This window comes from Cupriavidus sp. 05T42 (assembly GCF_056396345.1).
Genome location: NZ_JBFTLH010000028.1, coordinates 12,432 through 31,262, shown reverse-complemented (window position 1 = coordinate 31,262; position 18,831 = coordinate 12,432). Strand labels below are relative to the sequence as shown.

The window sequence follows — 18,831 nt, the reverse complement described above, 5'->3', positions numbered from 1 at the left end:
TCAGGCCACCGCCGGGGCGGCGCCGCGATGGCTGTAGTGCATCCACACCAGACTCACGCAGACGGTGCCGTACATCAGCATGAAACAGCTGCTGCGCACGCCGGTCAGGTCGGCCAGCGCGCCGAACAGGATCGGCAGGATGAAGCCGCCGAGCCCCCCGGCCAGCCCCACCACGCCGGAGACGGCGCCGATGTTCTGCGGGAAGTCATTGGCGATGAACTTGAATACCGACGCCTTGCCGATGGCGAACGCGATGCCCACCGCGAACAGCAGCACCGTGAACAGCGTGGGGGACAGGCCGAGGTGGAAGGCCAGCGGACCGTTGGCGGTCTGGATCACGAGGTCGGTCTGCGGGTAGCTGAGCAGGAAGAAGCCAACCCAGCTCACCCACATCACCCACCAGGTGGTGCGATGGGCGCCGTAGCGGTCCGAGATCCAGCCGCCGATGGCGCGCAGCATGCCGCCGGGCAGGGAGAAGCACGCGGCCAGGAAGGCGGCGATGCGGATGTCGAACCCATATTCGCCGATGTAGTAGCGCGTCATCCACAGCGCCAGCCCCACGTAGCCGCCGAACACCACCGAGTAGTACTGGGAGTAGCGCCAGACCCGTGGGTCGCGCAGCATGGCCATCTGGGCACGCCAGCCGGCGCTGCCGGCGGCCACGCGGTGCGCCGGGTTGCTGGCCGAGAAGACCCAGAACAGCAGCGCCGTGGCCAGCATCGCCACCGCGTAGACCTTCGGCACGATGGTCCAGGTGCCGGCGGCGGCGATCAGCGCCGGGGCGACGAATTTGGTTAGCGCGGCCCCGGAGTTACCGGCGCCGAAGATGCCCATCGCCAGCCCCTGCCGATGGCGCGGGAACCAGCGCGCCACATAGGGCGTGCCCACCGAAAACGAGCCGCCGGCCAGCCCGAGCAGCAGCCCAAGCGCCAGCAGCTGCCAGAGGGTGGTGGCATAGGCGAGCAGCCAGATCGGCACCACGGTGGCCAGCATCAGCAGGAAGAAGACGATGCGGCCGCCGTAGCGGTCGGTCCAGATGCCCAGCGGCACGCGGATCAGCGATCCGCTCAGCACCGGCATGGCGGCCAGCAGGCCGAATTCGGTGTCGTTCAGGCCAAGCTGCTGCTTGAGCGGAATGCCGAGCACGGCGAACACCATCCAGACAGCGAAGCAGATGGTGAACGCGAACGTGCTGGAGGCCAGCACGCCGTTGGCGCGGCGGGAGATCGCCGGCGCGTCGTGCAGGACGGCGGAGGAGGGGAGAGAGGACGAGGATGAGGGGGAGGCCATCGAGAGGTCCTAATGGACAACAAGGGATGGCCCCCAGCGTAGGCACGGCTGCCTGCCGTGCCTATTCGCCGGCCGGGGAGCGGGCGGGGCGGGTGGCCCCTGTCGATGGAACTAGTCCGGTTGGTGGTTATCGATCGGACAAATTCGAGAACGCGGGTCAGGCAGTCACGATGCCTCCGGGGCCAGCCCGGCGGCCTGACCGCCATCGCTCCGCCGTTCGGCCCGCACGGCCAGCAGCGCGATGCCCAGCGCGCCCAGCGGCGCCAGCGCCGCGATCCACGGCAGCGCGGTCAGCCCCGGGCCGTGGTCGACCACCACGCCACCGAGCCACGCGCCAATGCCGTTGCCGAGGTTGAACGCGGCGATATTGAAGCTCGACGCCAGGTTCTGGCCCGCGCCGTGGGCGTGGCGCAGCACGCGCAGCTGCAGCGGGGAGACCGTGGCGAACGCGGCCACGCCCAGCGCGCCGACGAACGCCACCACCGCCACTGGCTGGTGGAGCGCCAGCGTCATCGCGGCCAGCACCAGCGTCAGCACCGTCAGCGAGCCCAGCAGCGCACCCGTGGGACGCCGGTCCGCCATGCGTCCGCCGAGGATATTGCCGATGATCATGCCGCCGCCGAACAGCAGCAGGATGGGCGACACCGCCGCCTCGCCGTAGCCCGAGACCCGGGTCAACAGCGGCTGCACATAAGTAATCACCGCGAAGATACCGACCGATTGCAGCACCGTCATCAGCAGGCCGAGCAGCACTTGGGGGCGGGCGATGGTGCGCAGTTCGTCGGCAAGGCGGGCCGGCGCGGCGTCGTCGCGGCTGCGCTGCACCAGCAGGGCGATCACCGCCAGCGAGGCCAGGCCGATCACGGTCATCGCCCAGAACGTGCTGCGCCAGCCGAAGTGCAGGCCGAGCCAGGCGCCGGCGGGCATGCCGAGCAGCGTGGCCAGCGTGAGGCCGGAGAACATCACCGAGATGGCCGAGGCGCGGCGGTTGGCGGGCACGAGGCCGGTGGCCACCACGGCGCCCACGCCGAAGAACGTGCCGTGCGTGAGCGAGGTCACCACGCGCGCAATCATCAGCGTGGTGTAGTCGGGCGCCAGCGCGCAGGCGGCGTTGCCGATGGTGTAGATCGCCATCAGCACCAGCAGCACGGCCTTGCGCGGCATGCGGCGGGTGAGCAGCGTGAGGACCGGCGCCCCGGCGAACACGCCGAGCGCGTAGCCGGAGACCAGCATGCCGGCGGCGGCGATGGTCACGCCGAGGTCCGCCGAGACCTGGAGTAGCAGCCCCATGATGACGAATTCGGCACATCCGATGCCGAACGAGCCGGCGGTCAGGGCATACAGCGCCACGGGCATCCGCGAGGACGGGCCGGTGGCGGGGGTGGAAGGGAGGGGCGCGGCCATGTCGGGAAGTTGGGGACGGATTCTGGAAGGCGCCAGTGTCGGCCTTTCGCAGCTTCCGAAAAACGGGCAAGATCCAGAATCAGTTTCAAGAAATCATTGAGAATCGGATCGGATCATGGACCGGATTGGCGACATCGGCTTGTTTCTGCGCGTGCTGGACCTCGGCTCGATCAGCGCGGCGGCGCGCAGCCTCGACCTCTCGGTGGCCGTGGCCAGCCAGCGGCTGCAACGGCTGGAGCGCGACCTGGGCGTGCGCCTGCTGCATCGCACGACCCGGCGGCTGCATGCCACCCCCGAAGGCGCGGTGCTGGCGGAGCAGGGCCGGGCGCTGGTGGAAGACCTGGAGGCGTTGTCCGGCTCGCTGCGGCAGGCGGGCGCCGGCGTGACCGGGGTGCTGCGGATTACCACCTCGGCCTCGTTCGGCCGGCAGTATCTGTCGCCGCTGCTGCCGGATTTCCTGCGCGCCCATCCCGGCGTGCGCCTCAGCATCAGCCTGACCGACCATGTACTCGATCTGGTCAGCAGCGGCTTCGACCTCGCCATCCGCATCGGCACACTGGCGGACTCCACGCTGGTAGCGCGCAAGCTGGCGGACAACCAGCGTCTGCTGTGCGCCTCGCCCGACTACCTGGCGCAGCATGGCTGGCCGCAGACGCCGCAGGACCTCGCCCATCATCAATGCCTGATCCTGGTCGGCAGCCAGGGCCGCTCCGATGTCTGGCGGATGGGCGATGGCGCCGGCGGCGAGGTGGCCGTGCGCGTGCAGGGCCGGGTGGAGGCCAATACGGGCGAGTTGCTGGCCGATGCGGCGCTCGCCGGCTTCGGCATCGCCATGCATTCAGTCTGGCATGTCAGCGCCGACCTGCGGGCTGGCCGGTTGGTGCCGGTGCTGCCCGACTACCCGCTGGCCGACAGCGGCATCTACGCGGTGATGCCGCAGCGCCGGCTGGTGCCGCCGCGCGTGCGGGCCTTCGTCGATTTCCTCGCCGAACAGTGGGGCGACGCCCCGCCCTGGGCGGCCGGCTGGGTCGATGGCGGGGTGGATGGCACCCGGGCTGGGTGATGGTCACGAGACAAACTGCTTAAATCTTGAGCAGTCCGGTGGGGTAACGCACAGACGCGGCCCCGGGGGTGCGACGCCACAGGATATCCACAGAACCTGTGGATATCCTCAACGTGGGCCAGACCACGCCCCAAAAGCGCCTCCTGCGGCTATGCTGTGCCACCATCCTCGGTCAACTGTCAGCTTCGTGCTTCCTATGCGCAAGATCCGGCTTGTTGCGGCAAGGGTTTTCCCGATGTTTCTCGTGGTTGTGGCTGGCGCCGGCCTGTCCGGCTGCGTGGCCCAGTACCGCGTGCCCTCGGGCGCCCCCTATGCCAGCGTGCGGCTGCTGACCAATACCGATGAGAACACCACCTTCAGCGTGGTGGACCCGGCGAAGTGCCCGACGCCGGCCCGGCCGCTGGTGCTGGCCGGCATGGGCAAGCAGCTCGCCGCGATGGGGCGAGACCGGGGGCTGGACATGGCAGGCAGTTCTCCCGAGCCGCCCGCGCAGACGCGCGAGCGCAAGGTGGCGGTCGGCAAACGGTTGTATGTCGCGGTGACGTCGATGGCGGCGCCGCCGGCCGAAGAGATACGCTGCGCGGCGGGGGTGTCATTCATTCCGCAGTCAGGCGCGCAATATGAAATCCGCTATACGCGCGATGAAGCGGCGAGCCAATGCGCGGCGCGCGTGCTGCGCCTGCAGCCAAGGCCCGATGGCGGGGCCAATCTGGTGCAGGAAACCAGCCAGCAGGGATTCCGGGCGTTGCGAAAGGAGTTGATTTGCGACGCGCCGGGCGTTGAGCCGGCGCGCGCAGGGCAATAAGCGTCAGCGCTTATCGAGAGGAATATCGAACTCAGGCTTGTTCGATCAGGAAGCGCTCGGGGCGCTTGCCCAGCCATGCCGGGGCGCGGCCACGGCCCGACCAGGTCTTGCCGGTTTTCGGGTCCTGGTATTTCGGGGGCAGCGCTGCGGTCTTGCGTGCCGGGCTGGCACCGCTGCCAGCGGGACGACCACGACGGCGCTTCGGCGCAATATCGTCGACCGTCAGGTCGTAATCGGCCATCAATTGGCGAATCTGCGCCACGACGCCAGAGACTTCATTGGCGCGCACCTCGCTGAGTTTGGCTTCCAGTGCTTCTTTTTCAKCCAGTAGTTGCTTGTAGGTCGGCATTTTGGATCCCCGTTCAGATTGTTGTTCGCGGCATGTTACAGGACATTGCTGACTATTGTCGTGACTAGTCGTCCCATAAAATATTACAAAAGATAAACGGATTTTCCTAATGAAAAACGTTTGTTCCAGATGTGGGATCTGAATCGGACTACGCGAGTCCGTATTTTCGGATTTGAACGAATTTCAATGTCGATGCATTTCGACGAATGCCGACGAATCTCGACCAATGCCGAAATCGTGGAGCGAAAATCGCCGCGCATGACAGGCGCCGCGCAGGATTGGCGGCACTGATATTTTTGGCGACTCGGCAAGAAAAAAACCCCCGGAGGGAAAGACTCCGGGGGCTGCGAATTCCACTGGTTACCCAGGGTGGTACCGCACACATCGTTGACCGATGGGATCGGACATTTCTTAGATTGCCCAGCCTCCGGCATAGAAGGCGGCCAGCGCCACGGCAATGGCCACGGTGCCGATATTGAGCTTGCGCCATTCGCCCGAGACGATTCGGCCAATCACCAGCGTGCAGAAACCGAGCATGATGCCGGTGACGATATTGCAGGTCAGCACGATAAAGACCGCGCAAACCAGACCGGCCATGGCATCGACCAGATCGTCCATATGCAGGCGGCTGACGCTGGACAGCATCAGCAGGCCCACGTACATCAGCGCAGGCGCCGTGGCGTACGACGGCACCAGCCCGGCCACCGGCGAGAAGAACATCACGGCCAGGAACAGCACGCCGACGGTCACCGCTGCGAGGCCGGTGCGCGCGCCGGCGGCCACGCCCACGGTGGACTCGATATAGGCCGCCGCCGGGGCGCCGCCGAACATCGCCGAGAAGATCGAGCTGACCGAGTCGGCGGTCAGCGCGCGGCCGCCGTTATGGATGCGGCCGGTGGCGTCGAGCTGGTTGGCCTGGCCGGCCACCGCGCGGATCGTGCCGGTGGCGTCGAACACGGCGGTCATCACCAGCGCCAGCACGCTGGGCAGCACGGCGGCGGACAGCGCGCCGCGGATGTCCATCGCACCGATCAGCGAGGCATGGCCGGGCGTCGACAGGCTCGGCAGCGCGAACACGCCGGTGTACTTCACGGCCGGGTCGAACATCAGGCCCAGCGCCGAGATGACGATGATGACCAGCAGGATGCCGCCCGGCACGCGACGGCGCTCCAGGCCGAAGATCGCCGCCAGCCCGAGTACCGACATCACCACCGGGAACGCCGTGATGTGGCCCAGTTGCACGGGCAGGCCGGGGCCGGGATTCTTGACCACCAGGCCGACCTCGTTCGAGGCAATCAGCAGTAAGAAAAGTCCGATGCCGATCCCCGCGCCATGGGCCACGCCGGCCGGCAGGTTACGCAGGATCCAGGCGCGCACGCCGGTGACCGAGATCGCCGTGAAGACCACGCCCATCAGGAACACGGCGCCGAGCGCCACCTCGGGAGAGAGCTTCTGTCCGAGCACGAGGCCGAAGGCCATGAAGGCGGTGAGGGAGATGGCGCAGCCGATGGCGATGGGCAGCTTGGCCCAGAGCCCCATCAGCAGCGAGCCGAAGGCCGTGGTCAGGCACACGGCCACGAACACCGCGCTGGTGTCGAAGCCGGCCTTGCCGAGCATGCCCGGCACCACGAACACGGCATAGACCATCGCCATGAAGGTGGTGGTGCCGGCCACCACCTCGCGGCGCCGCGTACTGCCGCGTGCGCTGATCTGGAAATACTCGTCGATTTTTCCCGCGCTGCCGGCGCGCGTGCCCTGCGCGTGCGCTACGTCATCCACGTCCGTGACGGACGGATACGGCTGTTCGATCATGATGGTCTGCCTCCTTGCAGGGGCGCCGCGCCGGTCCGCGTACGGATACGGCGTCAGCTTGTCTCACGTGGTTCTGGGTGCGAGGGCGGAGGTCCCGGTGGCATCGGTGCTCGGGGTGCGGGCGTCTCTTTCCTCGGTGTCCGGCCCGGGGGCCGGTGGCCGGTCGGCTGCCTCTGGCGGGCAGGATCCGGCGAGGCTCAACGGTAGGGGAGCGCTGCGCCGCTTTCATCATCGGGGCGCGATGCGGAACATGCGGGGCGCCGAATAACCACGGGTTTGCGGTGCTTCCGGAGGCTCAGGGATTTCCCTCGGTGGACGGCCGGACGGCGATTTTGGCCTTCGATGGGCCCTGGAAGGTAGGTTCCGGTCACATGGCCGGGGCATCCTGCCGGAAAGCGGGCGGGATCGCTAAAGGTCCCGGCGGCGGCGCCGATAGACCTTTGGMAACACCTGTCCATTTACCCATAGTCACCCCCAGCCAGCAGCGGAGCAAGCACGATGACCAGCGCGATGAGAGACATTGACGAGCGCACGAACCTGACCAACAACAATCAGTTCGAACTGCTGTTGTTCCGACTTGGCGACGCGGCGAACAGCGGGCAATCCGAACTGTTCGGCATCAACGTATTCAAGGTCCGCGAAATCCTGGTGATGCCGTCGGTGACCACCGTGGTGGGCGCCGAGCCGTCCATCCTCGGCATGGCCGACATCCGGGGCCAGGTGATTCCCGTGATCGACCTGCCGCGCCTGCTGGAGTGCCAGCCGAAGTCCGGCCTGAACATCATGCTGGTGACGGAGTACGCGCGCTCCACCCAGGGCTTTGCCGTGGAAGCCGTGGAAGAGATCGTGCGCCTGGACTGGAGCCAGGTGATCTCGGCCGAGACGAGCGTCAAGGGCGGGCTGGTGACCAGCATCGCCAAGCTCGATGTCGGCGGCGAGAACCCGCGTCTGGTGCAGGTGCTCGACGTGGAGCAGATCCTGCGCGATGTGCTGCCCACCCGCCAGCCGGACGTGGACCCAGCCACCGTGGGCCCGGCGCTGAACCTGCGCCCTGGCACCAAGGTGCTGGCCGCCGATGACTCGGCGCTGGCGCGCGGCCTGATCGAGAACGGCCTGAAGGCGATGGGCGTGCAGGTGGTGATGACCAAGACGGGCCAGGAGGCATGGGAGATGCTGGGCAGCATCGCCGATCTCGCCGCCTCGCAGGGCAAGACCATCCGCGACGAGATCGCGCTGGTGCTGACCGACCTGGAAATGCCCGAGATGGACGGCTTCACGCTCACGCGCAAGATCAAGAGCGACGCACGGCTCAAGTCCCTGCCGGTGGTCATCCACTCGTCGCTCTCCGGCGAGGCCAGCGAGGAGCACGTGCGCAAGGTCGGCGCCGATGCCTATGTGTCGAAATTCCTGGCGAAGGATCTCGCGGACACCATCCGCGGCGTGATGGCCCGCCATCCGTAAACGCGTCTTTTCCCCTCTCCCTTTGGGAGAGGGGCAGGGGAGAGGGCCGGCGGTTCAACATGCAGTGTCGCATCGAGAACCACTTGCCCTCTCCCCCAACCCCTCTCCCGCAAGCGGGCGAGGGGAGCAACGCCTMCCCTCTCCGAAACCAGTTGCATAAAAATCGGGCAGTCCAGCTCTTTCCAATGCTGGCGCGGGTTTGCGGGTCGCGGGGTGGGCGATTATCCACTGGAACTGTGGATAGCTCTCGTTCGCATTCTTCGCCCGCCCGCCCCGGCTCTCCGCTGTTTACATCAGTCGCTTACTTCGGCTGCTCCACCGTACGCAGGTACGGCTTCAGCGTCTTGAAGCCCTGTGGATATTTCTTCTTCGCATCGTCGTCCGAGACCGATGTCGGGATGATCACGTCCTCGCCCGGTTTCCAGTTGACGGGCGTGGCCACGGTGTGCTTTGCGTTGAGCTGGAGCGAGTCCAGCAGGCGCAGCACCTCGTCGAAATTGCGGCCCGCGCTCATCGGATAGACCAGCATGGCCTTGACCTTCTTGTCCGGGCCGATCATGAACACCGAGCGGATCGTGGCGTTGTCCACGGCGGTGCGTTTGCCGCCGCTAGCCTCGGGGTGAATCATGTCGTACAGCTTGGCCACGTGCAGGTCCGCGTCGCCGATCATCGGATAGTTGACCGCGCTGCCCTGGGTCTCCTCGATGTCCTTGGCCCAGCGCTGGTGGTCGTCAACCGGGTCGATCGACAGGCCGATGATCTTGGTATTGCGCTTGTCGAACTCGGGCTTGAGCTTGGCCATGTAGCCCAGCTCGGTCGTGCAGACCGGGGTGAAGTCCTTCGGATGCGAAAACAGGATCGCCCAGCTGTCACCCATCCATTCGTGAAAGCGAATCTTGCCTTCCGTGGTATCAGCGGTGAAGTCAGGGGCTTCTTCGCCTAGTCGAATTGCCATGTCGCACTCCTTGTTTCAGTCAGGGCCAGGTGGATGATTGGGCTGCCGGCGTCGCCGGGGAACTCCAGTATAGGAATTACACGGTGAAAAAACTCCCTCCACGGGCGTATGGTCGGCGTAGTCTCGGCGTCACATTTCGGAGGGGGAAAGGGGCGGCGCTACGCCGGCCGTTCCAGGTCCGCGATCACCGCGCGCAGGAAGCGCGCCGCCTCCCCGCCCGTGACCACGCGGTGGTCGAAGGTCAGCGAGAGCGGCATCACGCGATGCACGGCGGGCTGGCCGCCGGCCGCCACCACTTCGTCACGTATACGCCCGGCGCCAAGGATGGCCACCGTGGGCGGCACCACGATCGGCGCCGCGTAGCGGCCCGCGATCATGCCGAAGTTGGACAGCGTGATGGTGTTGCCGCGCATCTCCTCCGGGGCGATGGTGCGCGCGATGATGTCCGCGCGCATGCGGTCGAGCCCGGTGCGCAGGTCGGCGGCGTCGCGCTTGCCGACGTTGCGCAGCACCGGCACGAACAGACCCTCGGGCAGGTCGGCAGCAATGCCGACGTCGATCCGCTCCAGCACATGGCGCCGCCCGCTCTGGCCCTCGTACCACGCGTTGAGCCCCGGCTCGGCATGCACGCCGGCCACCAGCGCGCGCACCAGCCGGATCGTGATGTCGTTGCCCGGGCCTGCATCGTGCTGCCAGGCGTGCAGGTCGGCATCGTCCATGACCGTGGCCGCCGCCACCTCGCTCTGTGCGCGGGCCATGTTCTGGGCCATCGCCCGGCGCACGCCCCGCACCACTTCGGCCGGGCCGAGATCGGCCAGCGTGGTGGCCACGCGCTGCACGTCCGTGGCCGTAATCAGGCCGTCATGGCCGGAGGGCGTGACCATGGCGAGGTCCACCGACAGCTTGCGCGCCAGCGCCCGCACCGCCGGCGTGGCCTTGATGCCGTGCGCGCCACCCGGACCGAGCGGCGCGGCGGCTTCCGCCAGCACCTGCGTGCCGACCTTCACCGCGCCCACCACGGTGCCGGCATCGTCCTGGGCGCTGCCGACCCCCTCGAAGCCCACCAGCGGCGCGCCGAGGTGGACGATATCGCCCGGCTGCGCGAACAGCTTGGCCACCTGGCCGCTGAATGGCGATGGAATCTCGACGATGGCCTTGGCGGTCTCCACGGACAGCAGCGGCTCGTCCGCCGCCACGCTGTCCCCGGGTTTGACGTGCCACGCCACGATCTCCGCTTCCTGCAATCCCTCGCCCAGATCGGGCAGCTTGAAGGTCCGCATGAACGTCTCCTAGGCCGCCAGCGCGCGCCGCGCGGCATCGACAATCCGCGCCACGGAGGGCAGGTAGCTGTGCTCCAGCCGGGCCAGCGGCACCACGGTGTCGTAGCCGGTCACGCGCTGCACCGGCGCGCTGAGCGAATAGAGGCCGGCATCGGCCAGATTGGCCGCGATCTCCGCGCCGAGCCCCGCCGTGCGCGGCGCCTCGTGCACGATCACGCAGCGGCCGCTGCGGGCCACGGATTCGAGGATGGTGTCCATGTCGAGCGGCTTCAGCGTCGCCACGTCGATCACGGCGGCGCCGATGCCTTCGTCGGCCAGCTGGTCGGCGGCGGCCAGCGTCTCCTGCAGCATCGCGCCCCAGCTCACCAGCGTGAGGTCGGCACCGTCGCGCAGCGTGAAGCAGGCGTCGAGCGGCAGCGCCTCGCCATCGTCGGGTACCTCCTGCCGGAACAGCCGGTAGAGCCGCGTCGGCTCCAGGAAGATCACCGGGTCCGGATCGCGGATGGCCGCCAGCAGCAGCCCGTAGGCCCGCGCGGGCGAGGATGGCATGACCACGCGGATGCCCGGCATGTGGGCGAACATCGCCTCGGGGCTTTCGGAATGATGCTCGGGCGCGTGGATGCCAGCCCCGCTCGGCGCGCGCACCACCATCGGACAGCCCAGCCGGCCGCGCGTGCGGTGGCGCATGTGGCCGGCGTGGTTGAGGATGTTGTCGATGGCCGGGTAGATGAAGCCCGCGAACTGGATCTCGGCCACCGGCTTGAGTCCCATCGCCGCCATGCCGATGGCCGCGCCGACGATGCCGCCTTCGGCCAGCGGGGTGTCGATCACGCGCGCCTCGCCAAAGCGCGCCTGCAGGCCCACCGTGGCGCGGAACACGCCGCCGTTGACGCCGATGTCCTCGCCCAGCAGCACCACGTCCGGGTCATGCGCCAGCGCGTGGGCCAGCGCCAGGTTCACCGCTTCCACCAGATGCAGTTCAGCCATGATGGGCTCCTGGCGGGGTCGTCTGATATTGGCGCGCCATCTCGCGCTGGGCTTCCAGCGCGGCGGGCAGGGTGGCGTAGAGGCAGTCGAACATCGCGCCGGTGTCGGGCGGCGGCAGGGCCAGGTAGGCGTCCACGGCAGCGGCCACGGCCTGCTGGCATTCGCGGATCAGCGCCTCCTCCCGGCCCGGGTCCCAGGCGCCCTGCGCGGCGAGGTAGTCGCGCAACCGCACGATGGGTTCCTGCGCCCAGGCGGCCTTGACCGTTGCTTCGTCGCGGTAGCGCGAGGCATCGTCGGCCGTGGTGTGGTCCCCCAGCCGGTAGGTCACGGCCTCGATCAGCGTGGGGCCGCCGCCGGCCCGGGCGCGGTCGATCGCCTCGCCCACGCGGTGCCGCACCGCGATCACGTCGTTGCCATCGACCTGCTCGCCGGGAATGCCGGCGGCGATGGCCTTCTGGGCGAGCGTCTGCGCGGCGGTCTGCTTGCTGCGCGGCATGGAGATCGCCCACTGGTTGTTGTTGACGACGATGACCAGCGGCACGTGCCACGCGCCGGCCATGTTCATCCCCTCGTAGAAATCGCCCTTGGAGGTGCCGCCGTCGCCGACGATGGTCACCGCCACGCGGGGCTGCCCGCGCAGCTGGAACGCATAAGCCACGCCGGCCCCGTGGCCCACCTGGGTGCCGATCGGCACGCAGTTGCCGAAGTCATGCGGCGCCGCCGCAAAGCCGCTGCCGCGCTCGTCGCCGCCCCAGTACAGCAGGCTCTCGGTCATGGTGACGCCCCGCACAAACTGCGCGGCGTGGTCGCGGTAGGACGGCACCAGCACGTCGTCTGGCAGCATGGCGGAGGCCACGCCGACGCCAATCGCTTCCTGCCCGAGCGCGGACGCGAACGTGCCGATCTGGCCCGTGCGCTGCATGGCGATGGCCTTGAGGTCGAACTGGCGGGTCAGCACCATGGCGCGATACAGCGGCAGCAGCGCGGCCGGGTCGCGGGCGAAGGGGGGAAGGTCTGGGCTGGCGGTGCCCTGGGCGGAAAGGTAGCGGGTAAAGCCGATCTCGAAGCGCGCAACAGTGTCCATGTGGATGTCCCCGTGTTGGAACCCTGTCAGGTTCGCGGTGCCCTGTGCGGCGCAGCATCTTGTGGACGCTGCTGCCTTCGAGTGTAGGGCACGGATGCGGGGAGCGGGCGTGCGCTGCCGCACGGGGCGGCGGATCGGCTTACCGGGGGGACTGAGGACGGCTGACTTCGGCGCCTTACACCGGCTTCCACACCGGCGAGGCCGCCACGGTCACTTTCCTCGGCAGGATGGACTGCGCGGCGAAGGCGTCGGCGATGCGCTGCTGTTCCTCGAGCGAGGCGGCGTCCACGGCCTGTACCTGATAGGTACGGCGCAGGTTGGCGGCCTCCACGGTGGCCGGGTCGAGCCCGATCAGCGGCGCATGCCATGCCGCCGCCGGACCCGGGTTGCGCTTGATCCAGTCGCCCGCGCGGCGCAGTTCGTCATAGACCACGGCCAGCACGTCGGGCCGACGCTTCGCGTACGGCGTGGCGGCGAGATAGAAGCGCCGGTAGCTGGCCAGCTTCGTCCCATCGCGCAGGATGCGGGCATTGGCCTGGCGCTGCACTGCTGCGAGGAACGGGTCCCAGATCACCCAGGCCGCCACGCTGCCGCGCTCGAAGGCCGCGCGGGCGTCGGCGGGCGTCAGGTAGGCCGGTTCGATGTCGCGCACGGACAGCCCCGCTTCGGCCAGCGCCTCCACCAGCAGGTAGTGCGCCCCCGCGCCCTTGGCGAATGCCACGCGCTGGCCCTTGAGCTGGGCGACGGTGCGGATCGGCGAGTCCTGCCGCACCACGATGGCCTGCGCCGTGGGCGAGGGCGTCTCGATGGCGTAGTAGGTCAGCTGCGCGCCGGCGGCGAGCGCGAACGGCGGCACCGCGTCCGCCACATCGGCGGTGAGGTCGAGGTTGTTGACGTTCAGCGATTCCAGCAACGGCAGGCCCGAGGTGAACTCGTGCCACTGCACGTTCACCTTCAGCGGGGCGAGGGCCTTCTCCAGCGTCTCGCGCGACTTCAGCCAGATCATCAGCGTGGAGGACTTCTGGTAGCCGATGCGCAGCGTCTCGGCGCCATCGGCCGCGTGCGACAGGCTCGACAGGGTCGACAGCAGCGGGAGCGCGGCGCTCCCCAGGCCGGCCAGGACCAGGCGGCGGCGGGTGGGGTCGCGGGTGGCGTCAGATTCGTGCGACATGGCGGATTTCCTTCGTTCGGGTGGGTGTCTAACCCGCCAGCCTAGCCGCCAGCGCCCGCGTGGCGAACGAAGCTTCCCGCCTTTGCTTATGCGGATTGGCGCCATATGCGACAACCGCATAACCGCGCGCGATTTCATTCGTTGTTCCGATATCGCCCGCTCTTTACAGTGCATAGCTTGTACCCGGTTCCCCTCCCGTTCCCCGGTCCCCCAAGAAGCCGAGAAGCGCATTGCCATGACGACTGCCACCCTCCAGGATTTCGAGATCCGCCCGTTCGACGCCGCGCTTGGTGCGGAAGTGATTGGGCTCGATCTGAACCAGCCGCTGTCCCCGACGGACTTCCAGCGCCTCCATCGCGCCCATCTGGACCATCACGTGGTGGTCTTCCGCGACCAGCGCATCACGCCCGCGCAGCAAATCGACTTCAGCCGCCGCTTTGGCCCGCTGCAGATCCACGTGCTGCACCAGTTCCAGTTGCCCGGCCATCCCGAGATCCTGATCGTCTCGAACGTGGTGGAAGACGGCAAGCCGATCGGGCTGGGCGATGCCGGCCACTTCTGGCACTCCGACCTCTCCTATAAGGAGAAGCCCAGCCTCGRCTCGCTACTGCACGCGCGGGAGCTGCCCGAGGAGGGCGGCGACACGCTGTTCGCCAATATGCACACCGCCTGGGACGCGCTGCCCGCCGACCTGCAACGCCGGGTGGAGGGCCTGCAGGCCGAGCACACCTACCTGGCGCGCTACGCCGAACTGCAGGCGCGCAGCCCGTGGCGGCCCAACCTGTCGCCCGAGCAGATCGCCCAGGTGAAGCCGGTGCTCCAGCCGGTGGTGCGCACGCATCCGGAGACGGGCCGCAAGGCGCTGTTCGTCAGCGAGCACTTCACCACGCGCATCGCCGGCCTGCCGGAGGACGAAAGCCGCGCGCTGCTGGACGAGCTGTTCGCCCATAGCGTGAAGCCCGCGCACGTCTACCGCCACCAGTGGCAGCCGAACGACCTCGTGTTCTGGGACAACCGCTCGCTGCTGCATCTGGCCGCCGGCACGCCCGACCATCTGCGCCGCGTGATGTACCGCACCACCATCGAAGGCGATACGCCGTTCTGAACGCGACACCGAACCGAAATCCATCCGGAGCCCCTGCATGTCCCTGTCCATTCTTTCGACGACCCTGAAACGCCGCGCCGCCGCCGCCGTCCTGACCGTACTGATTGGGCAGTGCGCCAGCCTCGCCCTGACCGGCGTGGCGCACGCCGAGGGCCGCCTGCGCATTGCCGAGCAGTTCGGCGTGGTCTACCTGCTGCTGAACGTGGCCCGGGACCAGCAACTGATCGAGAAGCACGGCAAGCAGCAGGGTGTGGACGTCAAGGTGGAATGGACCCAGCTCTCGGGCGGCGCCGCCGTCAACGACGCGCTGCTCTCGGGCGCCATCGACATCGCCGGCGCCGGCGTGGGCCCGCTGCTGACGGTGTGGGACCGCACGCACGGCAAGCAGAACGTGAAGGGCGTGGCCTCGCTCGGCAACTTCCCGTACTACCTCGTCAGCAACAATCCCAAGGTGAAGTCGATTGCCGATTTCTCCGACAAGGACCGCATCGCGCTGCCGGCCGTCACGGTGTCGGTGCAGTCGCGCGTGCTGCAACTGGCCGCCGCCAAGCAATGGGGCGACAAGGAATTCAACCGGCTCGACAAATGGACCGTGGCCGTGCCCCACCCGGACGCAGCGGCGGCCATCATCGCCGGCGGCACCGAGATTACCGGCCACTTCGGCAACCCGCCGTTCCAGGAGCAGGAGCTGGCCGGCAACCCCAACGCGCGCATCGTGCTCAGTTCGTACGACGTGCTGGGCGGGCCGAGTTCCGCCACCGTGCTCTACGCCACCGAGAAGTTCCGCAACGAGAACCCCAAGACCTACCGCGCCTTCGTCGATGCGCTGGCCGAGGCCGCGCAGTTCGCCACCGCCAATCCGGAGGCCGCCGCCGACCTCTATATCCGCGTGAACAAGGCCAAGATCGACCGCGCGCTGCTGGTCAAGATTCTGCGTAACCCGCAGGTGCAGTTCAAGGTCACGCCGCAGAACACCTTCGCGCTGGCCGAGTTCATGCACCGCGTGGGGGCGATCAAGAACCAGCCGAAGACCTGGCAGGACTACTTCTTCCAGGACCCGGCCACGGCCCAGGGGAGCTGACATGTCTGAACCGCTGCACCCAGGCGCGCATCTGCGCGTGATTCCGGGCCGGTCGCCGTCTTCGTCACCGTCTGCGCCGCTGTTGCAGGTGGATGGCGTCTCGCTCGAATACCGCACCGACGCGCGCGTGGTGCGCGCCACCCACCGCGTGAGCTTCGACGTGCATGGCGGAGATCGCTTCGTGCTGCTGGGCCCGTCCGGCTGCGGCAAGTCCACGCTGCTCAAGGCCGTGGCCGGCTTCGTGCCGCCAGCCGAGGGCGAGATCCGCCTGGAAGGGCGGCGCGTGGCGGCGCCGGGGCCGGACCGCATCGTCGTGTTCCAGGAATTCGACCAGCTGCCGCCGTGGAAGACGGTGAAGCAGAACGTGATGTTCCCGTTGCGGCGCTCGCGCGGCATGGGCGCCGCCGAGGCCGCCGAGGTGGCGCTGCACTTCCTGAACAAGGTGGGGCTGGCACAGTTCGCCGATGCCTATCCGCACACGCTATCCGGCGGCATGAAACAGCGCGTGGCGATTGCCCGCGCGCTGGCGATGCGGCCCAAGGTGCTGCTGATGGACGAGCCGTTCGCCGCGCTGGACGCGCTGACCCGGCGCCGCATGCAGGAGGAACTGCTCGAACTGTGGCACGACGCCGCCTTCACGCTGCTGTTCGTGACCCATTCGATCGAGGAGGCGCTGGTGGTCGGCAACCGCATCCTGCTGCTGTCCCCGCACCCGGGCCGCGTGCGCGCGGAACTCAACAGCCACCAGTTCAGCCTGGCCAGCCAGGGCAGCGCCGATTTCCAGGCCGCCGCGCAGCGCATCCACCAGATGCTGTTCGATCAGCCGGCAGAGACCGCTGGCGAGCGGGGCAGGGCGCACGCGTAGCGTTTCGACTTCGTAGAGACGCCCACCCTCTCCCCCGGCCCCTCTCCCAGAGGGAGAGGGGAGGAACACCGCCGCTTTGCTCCCCCGTCGCGCAAGCGGGAGAGGGGAAGGAACACCGCCGCTTTGCTCCCCGTCGCGCAAGCGGGAGAGGGGAAGGAACACCGCCGGTTTGCTCCCCGTCGCGCAAGCGGGAGAGAGGAAGGAACACCGCCGCTTTGCTCCCCGTCGCGCAAGCGGGAGAGGGGAAGGAACACCGCCGCTTTGCTCCCCTCGCCCGCTTGCGGGAGAGGGGCCGGGGGAGAGGGGCAGCGTCCCCAGCCACGATATCGCCTATATATATATGACCACCCTCGACACCCCCATCCGCCCTGAATACGAACTGGCGCTCGAGCCGTTCACCGCTGTGCCGCTGTCGCGGCCGTTGCCCTTCCATCGCCGCCTCTGGCAGCAGGGCTGGGTGCGCAAGGCGGTGATCCTGCTGGCGCTGGCGGTGCTCTGGGAAATCCTCGCCCGCATCCAGGACAACGACCTGCTGCTGCCCACCTTCCTGGCCACGGCGCGGGCGTTTGGCGAAGGCATCGCCAATGGCGAGCTGCCGGGCAAGGCGGCGGTGTCGCTGTCGGTGCTGGTGCAGGGCTACGCGGCGGGCATTGCGCTGGCCTTCGTGCTGACCACGCTGGCAGTCTCCACCCGGCTCGGGCGCGACCTGCTCGACACGCTGACCGCCATGTTCAATCCKCTGCCGGCCATCGCGCTGCTGCCGCTGGCGCTGCTCTGGTTCGGCCTGGGCAGCAAGAGCCTGATCTTCGTGCTGATCCACTCGGTGCTGTGGYCGCTGGCGCTGAATACCTACGCAGGCTTTCGGGGCGTGCCTGAGACGCTGCGCATGGCCGGGCGCAACTACGGGCTGCGCGGCCTGCGCTATGTGGTGCTGATCCTGCTGCCGGCGGCGCTGCCGGCCGTGCTGTCCGGGCTCAAGATCGGCTGGGCCTTTGCCTGGCGCACGCTGATTGCGGCGGAACTGGTGTTCGGCGCGTCGTCGGGCAAGGGTGGACTGGGCTGGTACATCTTCCAGAACCGCAACGAGCTGTACACAGACCGCGTGTTCGCCGGGCTCGCCACGGTGATCCTGATCGGGCTGGCGGTGGAGGGGCTGGTCTTCACCACGCTGGAACGCGTGACGGTACGGCGCTGGGGCATGCAGCACTGACCCGGTTGGCCCGTTACCCCGTTGCCTGGCGGCGAGGGGCGGAGTAAGGTACGTGGTCTCGTCCGGAGCCCCCATGACCGCCATCCACAATGCCGCCGCCCAGGGTTTTGCCGCCCAGGCCGATACCTACGCCCGCGGGCGTCCCGAATATCCCGCCGAACTGGCGCACTGGCTGCACGACACGCTGGGGCTCGCCCCGGGCAAGTCCGTGGTCGACCTCGGCGCCGGCACCGGCAAGTTCACCCGCMTGCTGGCCGCCACCGGCGCCAGCGTGGTGGCCGTGGAGCCGGTCGCCGAGATGCGCGCCCAGCTTGCCGCCAAGCTGCCGGACGCCACCGTGCTGGCCGGCACCGCCGAAGCCATCCCGCTGCCCGACGCCAGCGTGCACGCCGTGGTCTGCGCGCAGGCCTTCCACTGGTTCGCCAACCCCGCCGCCATGGCCGAGATCCGCCGCGTGCTGCGCCCCGGCGGCAAGCTCGGGCTGGTGTGGAACGTGCGCGATGAATCGGTCGACTGGGTGGCCCGGCTCACGGCCATCATGACCCCGTTCGAAGGGGATGCCCCGCGCTACTACCGGGGTGACTGGAAGCGGGTCTTTCCCGCCGAAGGCTTCGGGCCGCTGCGCCTGACGGAATTCCCCTACACCCACACCGGCGCGCCGGAGCAGGTCATCGTGGACCGCGTGATGTCGGTCAGCTTCATCGCCTCGCTGCCCCCGGCGCAGCAGGACGCGGTGCGCGCCCAGTTGCACGACGTCATCGCCACCGACCCGGCGCTGCGCGGCCAGACGGCGGTGGCGTTCCCGTACACCACGGCCGCCTATTGCGCCGAACGGGGCTGAAACCCTTAGCCCGGGCGGATTGACAAGCCCCGGGCCGTTCTATACGGTGGACGCCCATTCCAACCGGC

General features: G+C 68.3%; 17 protein-coding genes. 8 read left to right on the top strand and 9 right to left on the bottom strand.

The window, feature by feature from the left end:
- Both AC1EJR_RS25185 and AC1EJR_RS25180 read right to left on the bottom strand, forming a co-directional pair.
- The gene (locus AC1EJR_RS25185; RefSeq protein WP_454757673.1) at positions 1 to 1,290 is read right to left on the bottom strand and encodes an MFS transporter; all 1,290 of its coding nucleotides are present in this window, start codon (positions 1,288 to 1,290) and stop codon (positions 1 to 3) included.
- Positions 1,291 to 1,455: 165 nt separating this feature from the next.
- Positions 1,456 to 2,694 (bottom strand): MFS transporter, encoded by a 1,239-nt coding sequence (locus AC1EJR_RS25180; protein WP_441645589.1) that lies wholly within the window; start codon positions 2,692 to 2,694, stop codon positions 1,456 to 1,458.
- Between the two features lie 115 nt (positions 2,695 to 2,809).
- On the opposite strand from AC1EJR_RS25180, the gene AC1EJR_RS25175 reads away from it, so the two are divergent.
- Together AC1EJR_RS25175 and AC1EJR_RS25170 are read left to right on the top strand one after the other, a co-directional pair.
- The gene (locus AC1EJR_RS25175) at positions 2,810 to 3,757 is read left to right on the top strand and encodes a LysR family transcriptional regulator (RefSeq protein WP_092296941.1); all 948 of its coding nucleotides are present in this window, start codon (positions 2,810 to 2,812) and stop codon (positions 3,755 to 3,757) included.
- A gap of 196 nt (positions 3,758 to 3,953) precedes the next feature.
- Positions 3,954 to 4,562 carry a hypothetical protein gene (locus AC1EJR_RS25170; RefSeq protein WP_477113842.1) on the top strand — a complete coding sequence of 203 codons (609 nt, stop codon included), beginning with the start codon at positions 3,954 to 3,956 and terminating at the stop codon, positions 4,560 to 4,562.
- 31 nt (positions 4,563 to 4,593) lie between these two features.
- Here the strand turns inward: AC1EJR_RS25170 and AC1EJR_RS25165 are convergent, their stop codons facing one another.
- Together AC1EJR_RS25165 and AC1EJR_RS25160 are read right to left on the bottom strand one after the other, a co-directional pair.
- Entirely contained in the window at positions 4,594 to 4,911 is a 318-nt protein-coding gene (locus AC1EJR_RS25165) for an H-NS histone family protein (protein ID WP_477147735.1), read from the bottom strand.
- Between the two features lie 411 nt (positions 4,912 to 5,322).
- A complete protein-coding gene (locus AC1EJR_RS25160) occupies positions 5,323 to 6,723 on the bottom strand; it encodes an NCS2 family permease (protein WP_441645591.1) in 1,401 nt (466 codons plus the stop codon).
- Between the two features lie 498 nt (positions 6,724 to 7,221).
- Between AC1EJR_RS25160 and AC1EJR_RS25155 the strand changes: the two genes are divergently transcribed.
- Complete coding sequence (locus AC1EJR_RS25155; protein ID WP_092296952.1) at positions 7,222 to 8,184, top strand: chemotaxis protein; 963 nt, start codon at positions 7,222 to 7,224, stop codon at positions 8,182 to 8,184.
- A gap of 301 nt (positions 8,185 to 8,485) precedes the next feature.
- Here AC1EJR_RS25155 and AC1EJR_RS25150 read toward each other — a convergent pair whose 3' ends face one another.
- The 5 genes from AC1EJR_RS25150 to AC1EJR_RS25130 form a co-directional block, all read right to left on the bottom strand.
- Positions 8,486 to 9,139: a peroxiredoxin gene (locus tag AC1EJR_RS25150; protein WP_092296955.1), complete on the bottom strand. Its 654-nt coding sequence runs from the start codon at positions 9,137 to 9,139 to the stop codon at positions 8,486 to 8,488.
- A gap of 158 nt (positions 9,140 to 9,297) precedes the next feature.
- A complete protein-coding gene (locus AC1EJR_RS25145; RefSeq protein WP_441592861.1) occupies positions 9,298 to 10,419 on the bottom strand; it encodes a dihydrolipoamide acetyltransferase family protein in 1,122 nt (373 codons plus the stop codon).
- Positions 10,420 to 10,428: 9 nt separating this feature from the next.
- Positions 10,429 to 11,406 carry an alpha-ketoacid dehydrogenase subunit beta gene (locus AC1EJR_RS25140; RefSeq protein ID WP_092296961.1) on the bottom strand — a complete coding sequence of 326 codons (978 nt, stop codon included), beginning with the start codon at positions 11,404 to 11,406 and terminating at the stop codon, positions 10,429 to 10,431.
- Positions 11,399 to 12,490 carry a pyruvate dehydrogenase (acetyl-transferring) E1 component subunit alpha gene (gene pdhA, locus AC1EJR_RS25135; protein WP_454757675.1) on the bottom strand — a complete coding sequence of 364 codons (1,092 nt, stop codon included), beginning with the start codon at positions 12,488 to 12,490 and terminating at the stop codon, positions 11,399 to 11,401. The genes AC1EJR_RS25140 and pdhA overlap by 8 nt, the downstream gene beginning before the upstream one ends.
- 175 nt (positions 12,491 to 12,665) lie before the next feature.
- Positions 12,666 to 13,661 (bottom strand): aliphatic sulfonate ABC transporter substrate-binding protein, encoded by a 996-nt coding sequence (locus AC1EJR_RS25130; RefSeq protein ID WP_092296967.1) that lies wholly within the window; start codon positions 13,659 to 13,661, stop codon positions 12,666 to 12,668.
- A 235-nt stretch (positions 13,662 to 13,896) separates the two neighbouring features.
- Here AC1EJR_RS25130 and AC1EJR_RS25125 point away from each other — a divergent pair, with 235 nt between their 5' ends.
- The 5 genes from AC1EJR_RS25125 to AC1EJR_RS25105 all read left to right on the top strand — a co-directional run bounded on the left by AC1EJR_RS25125 (position 13,897) and on the right by AC1EJR_RS25105 (position 18,763).
- Positions 13,897 to 14,766 carry a TauD/TfdA dioxygenase family protein gene (locus tag AC1EJR_RS25125; RefSeq protein WP_477147734.1) on the top strand — a complete coding sequence of 290 codons (870 nt, stop codon included), beginning with the start codon at positions 13,897 to 13,899 and terminating at the stop codon, positions 14,764 to 14,766.
- Between the two features lie 37 nt (positions 14,767 to 14,803).
- Positions 14,804 to 15,847, top strand: coding sequence for an ABC transporter substrate-binding protein (locus AC1EJR_RS25120; protein WP_255370888.1), 1,044 nt, complete (start codon positions 14,804 to 14,806; stop codon positions 15,845 to 15,847).
- Position 15,848: 1 nt separating this feature from the next.
- Positions 15,849 to 16,712 carry an ABC transporter ATP-binding protein gene (locus tag AC1EJR_RS25115; protein WP_092296973.1) on the top strand — a complete coding sequence of 288 codons (864 nt, stop codon included), beginning with the start codon at positions 15,849 to 15,851 and terminating at the stop codon, positions 16,710 to 16,712.
- A 340-nt stretch (positions 16,713 to 17,052) separates the two neighbouring features.
- The gene (locus tag AC1EJR_RS25110) at positions 17,053 to 17,922 is read left to right on the top strand and encodes an ABC transporter permease (RefSeq protein ID WP_477147733.1); all 870 of its coding nucleotides are present in this window, start codon (positions 17,053 to 17,055) and stop codon (positions 17,920 to 17,922) included.
- 73 nt (positions 17,923 to 17,995) lie between these two features.
- Positions 17,996 to 18,763, top strand: coding sequence for a class I SAM-dependent methyltransferase (locus tag AC1EJR_RS25105; protein ID WP_477147732.1), 768 nt, complete (start codon positions 17,996 to 17,998; stop codon positions 18,761 to 18,763).
- Positions 18,764 to 18,831 lie beyond the last annotated feature (68 nt).

What these genes read in the sequence shown, in the direction of transcription:
- AC1EJR_RS25175 (WP_092296941.1), top strand. Translation starts at nt 2,810, where the DNA reads ATGGACCGGATTGGCGACATCGGCTTGTTTCTGCGCGTGCTGGACCTC.
- AC1EJR_RS25180 (WP_441645589.1), bottom strand. Translation starts at nt 2,694, where the DNA reads ATGGCCGCGCCCCTCCCTTCCACCCCCGCCACCGGCCCGTCCTCGCGG.
- AC1EJR_RS25150 (WP_092296955.1), bottom strand. Translation starts at nt 9,139, where the DNA reads ATGGCAATTCGACTAGGCGAAGAAGCCCCTGACTTCACCGCTGATACC.
- AC1EJR_RS25140 (WP_092296961.1), bottom strand. Translation starts at nt 11,406, where the DNA reads ATGGCTGAACTGCATCTGGTGGAAGCGGTGAACCTGGCGCTGGCCCAC.
- AC1EJR_RS25170 (WP_477113842.1), top strand. Translation starts at nt 3,954, where the DNA reads ATGCGCAAGATCCGGCTTGTTGCGGCAAGGGTTTTCCCGATGTTTCTC.
- AC1EJR_RS25120 (WP_255370888.1), top strand. Translation starts at nt 14,804, where the DNA reads ATGTCCCTGTCCATTCTTTCGACGACCCTGAAACGCCGCGCCGCCGCC.
- AC1EJR_RS25185 (WP_454757673.1), bottom strand. Translation starts at nt 1,290, where the DNA reads ATGGCCTCCCCCTCATCCTCGTCCTCTCTCCCCTCCTCCGCCGTCCTG.
- AC1EJR_RS25155 (WP_092296952.1), top strand. Translation starts at nt 7,222, where the DNA reads ATGACCAGCGCGATGAGAGACATTGACGAGCGCACGAACCTGACCAAC.
- pdhA (WP_454757675.1), bottom strand. Translation starts at nt 12,490, where the DNA reads ATGGACACTGTTGCGCGCTTCGAGATCGGCTTTACCCGCTACCTTTCC.
- AC1EJR_RS25130 (WP_092296967.1), bottom strand. Translation starts at nt 13,661, where the DNA reads ATGTCGCACGAATCTGACGCCACCCGCGACCCCACCCGCCGCCGCCTG.
- AC1EJR_RS25115 (WP_092296973.1), top strand. Translation starts at nt 15,849, where the DNA reads ATGTCTGAACCGCTGCACCCAGGCGCGCATCTGCGCGTGATTCCGGGC.
- AC1EJR_RS25145 (WP_441592861.1), bottom strand. Translation starts at nt 10,419, where the DNA reads ATGCGGACCTTCAAGCTGCCCGATCTGGGCGAGGGATTGCAGGAAGCG.
- AC1EJR_RS25160 (WP_441645591.1), bottom strand. Translation starts at nt 6,723, where the DNA reads ATGATCGAACAGCCGTATCCGTCCGTCACGGACGTGGATGACGTAGCG.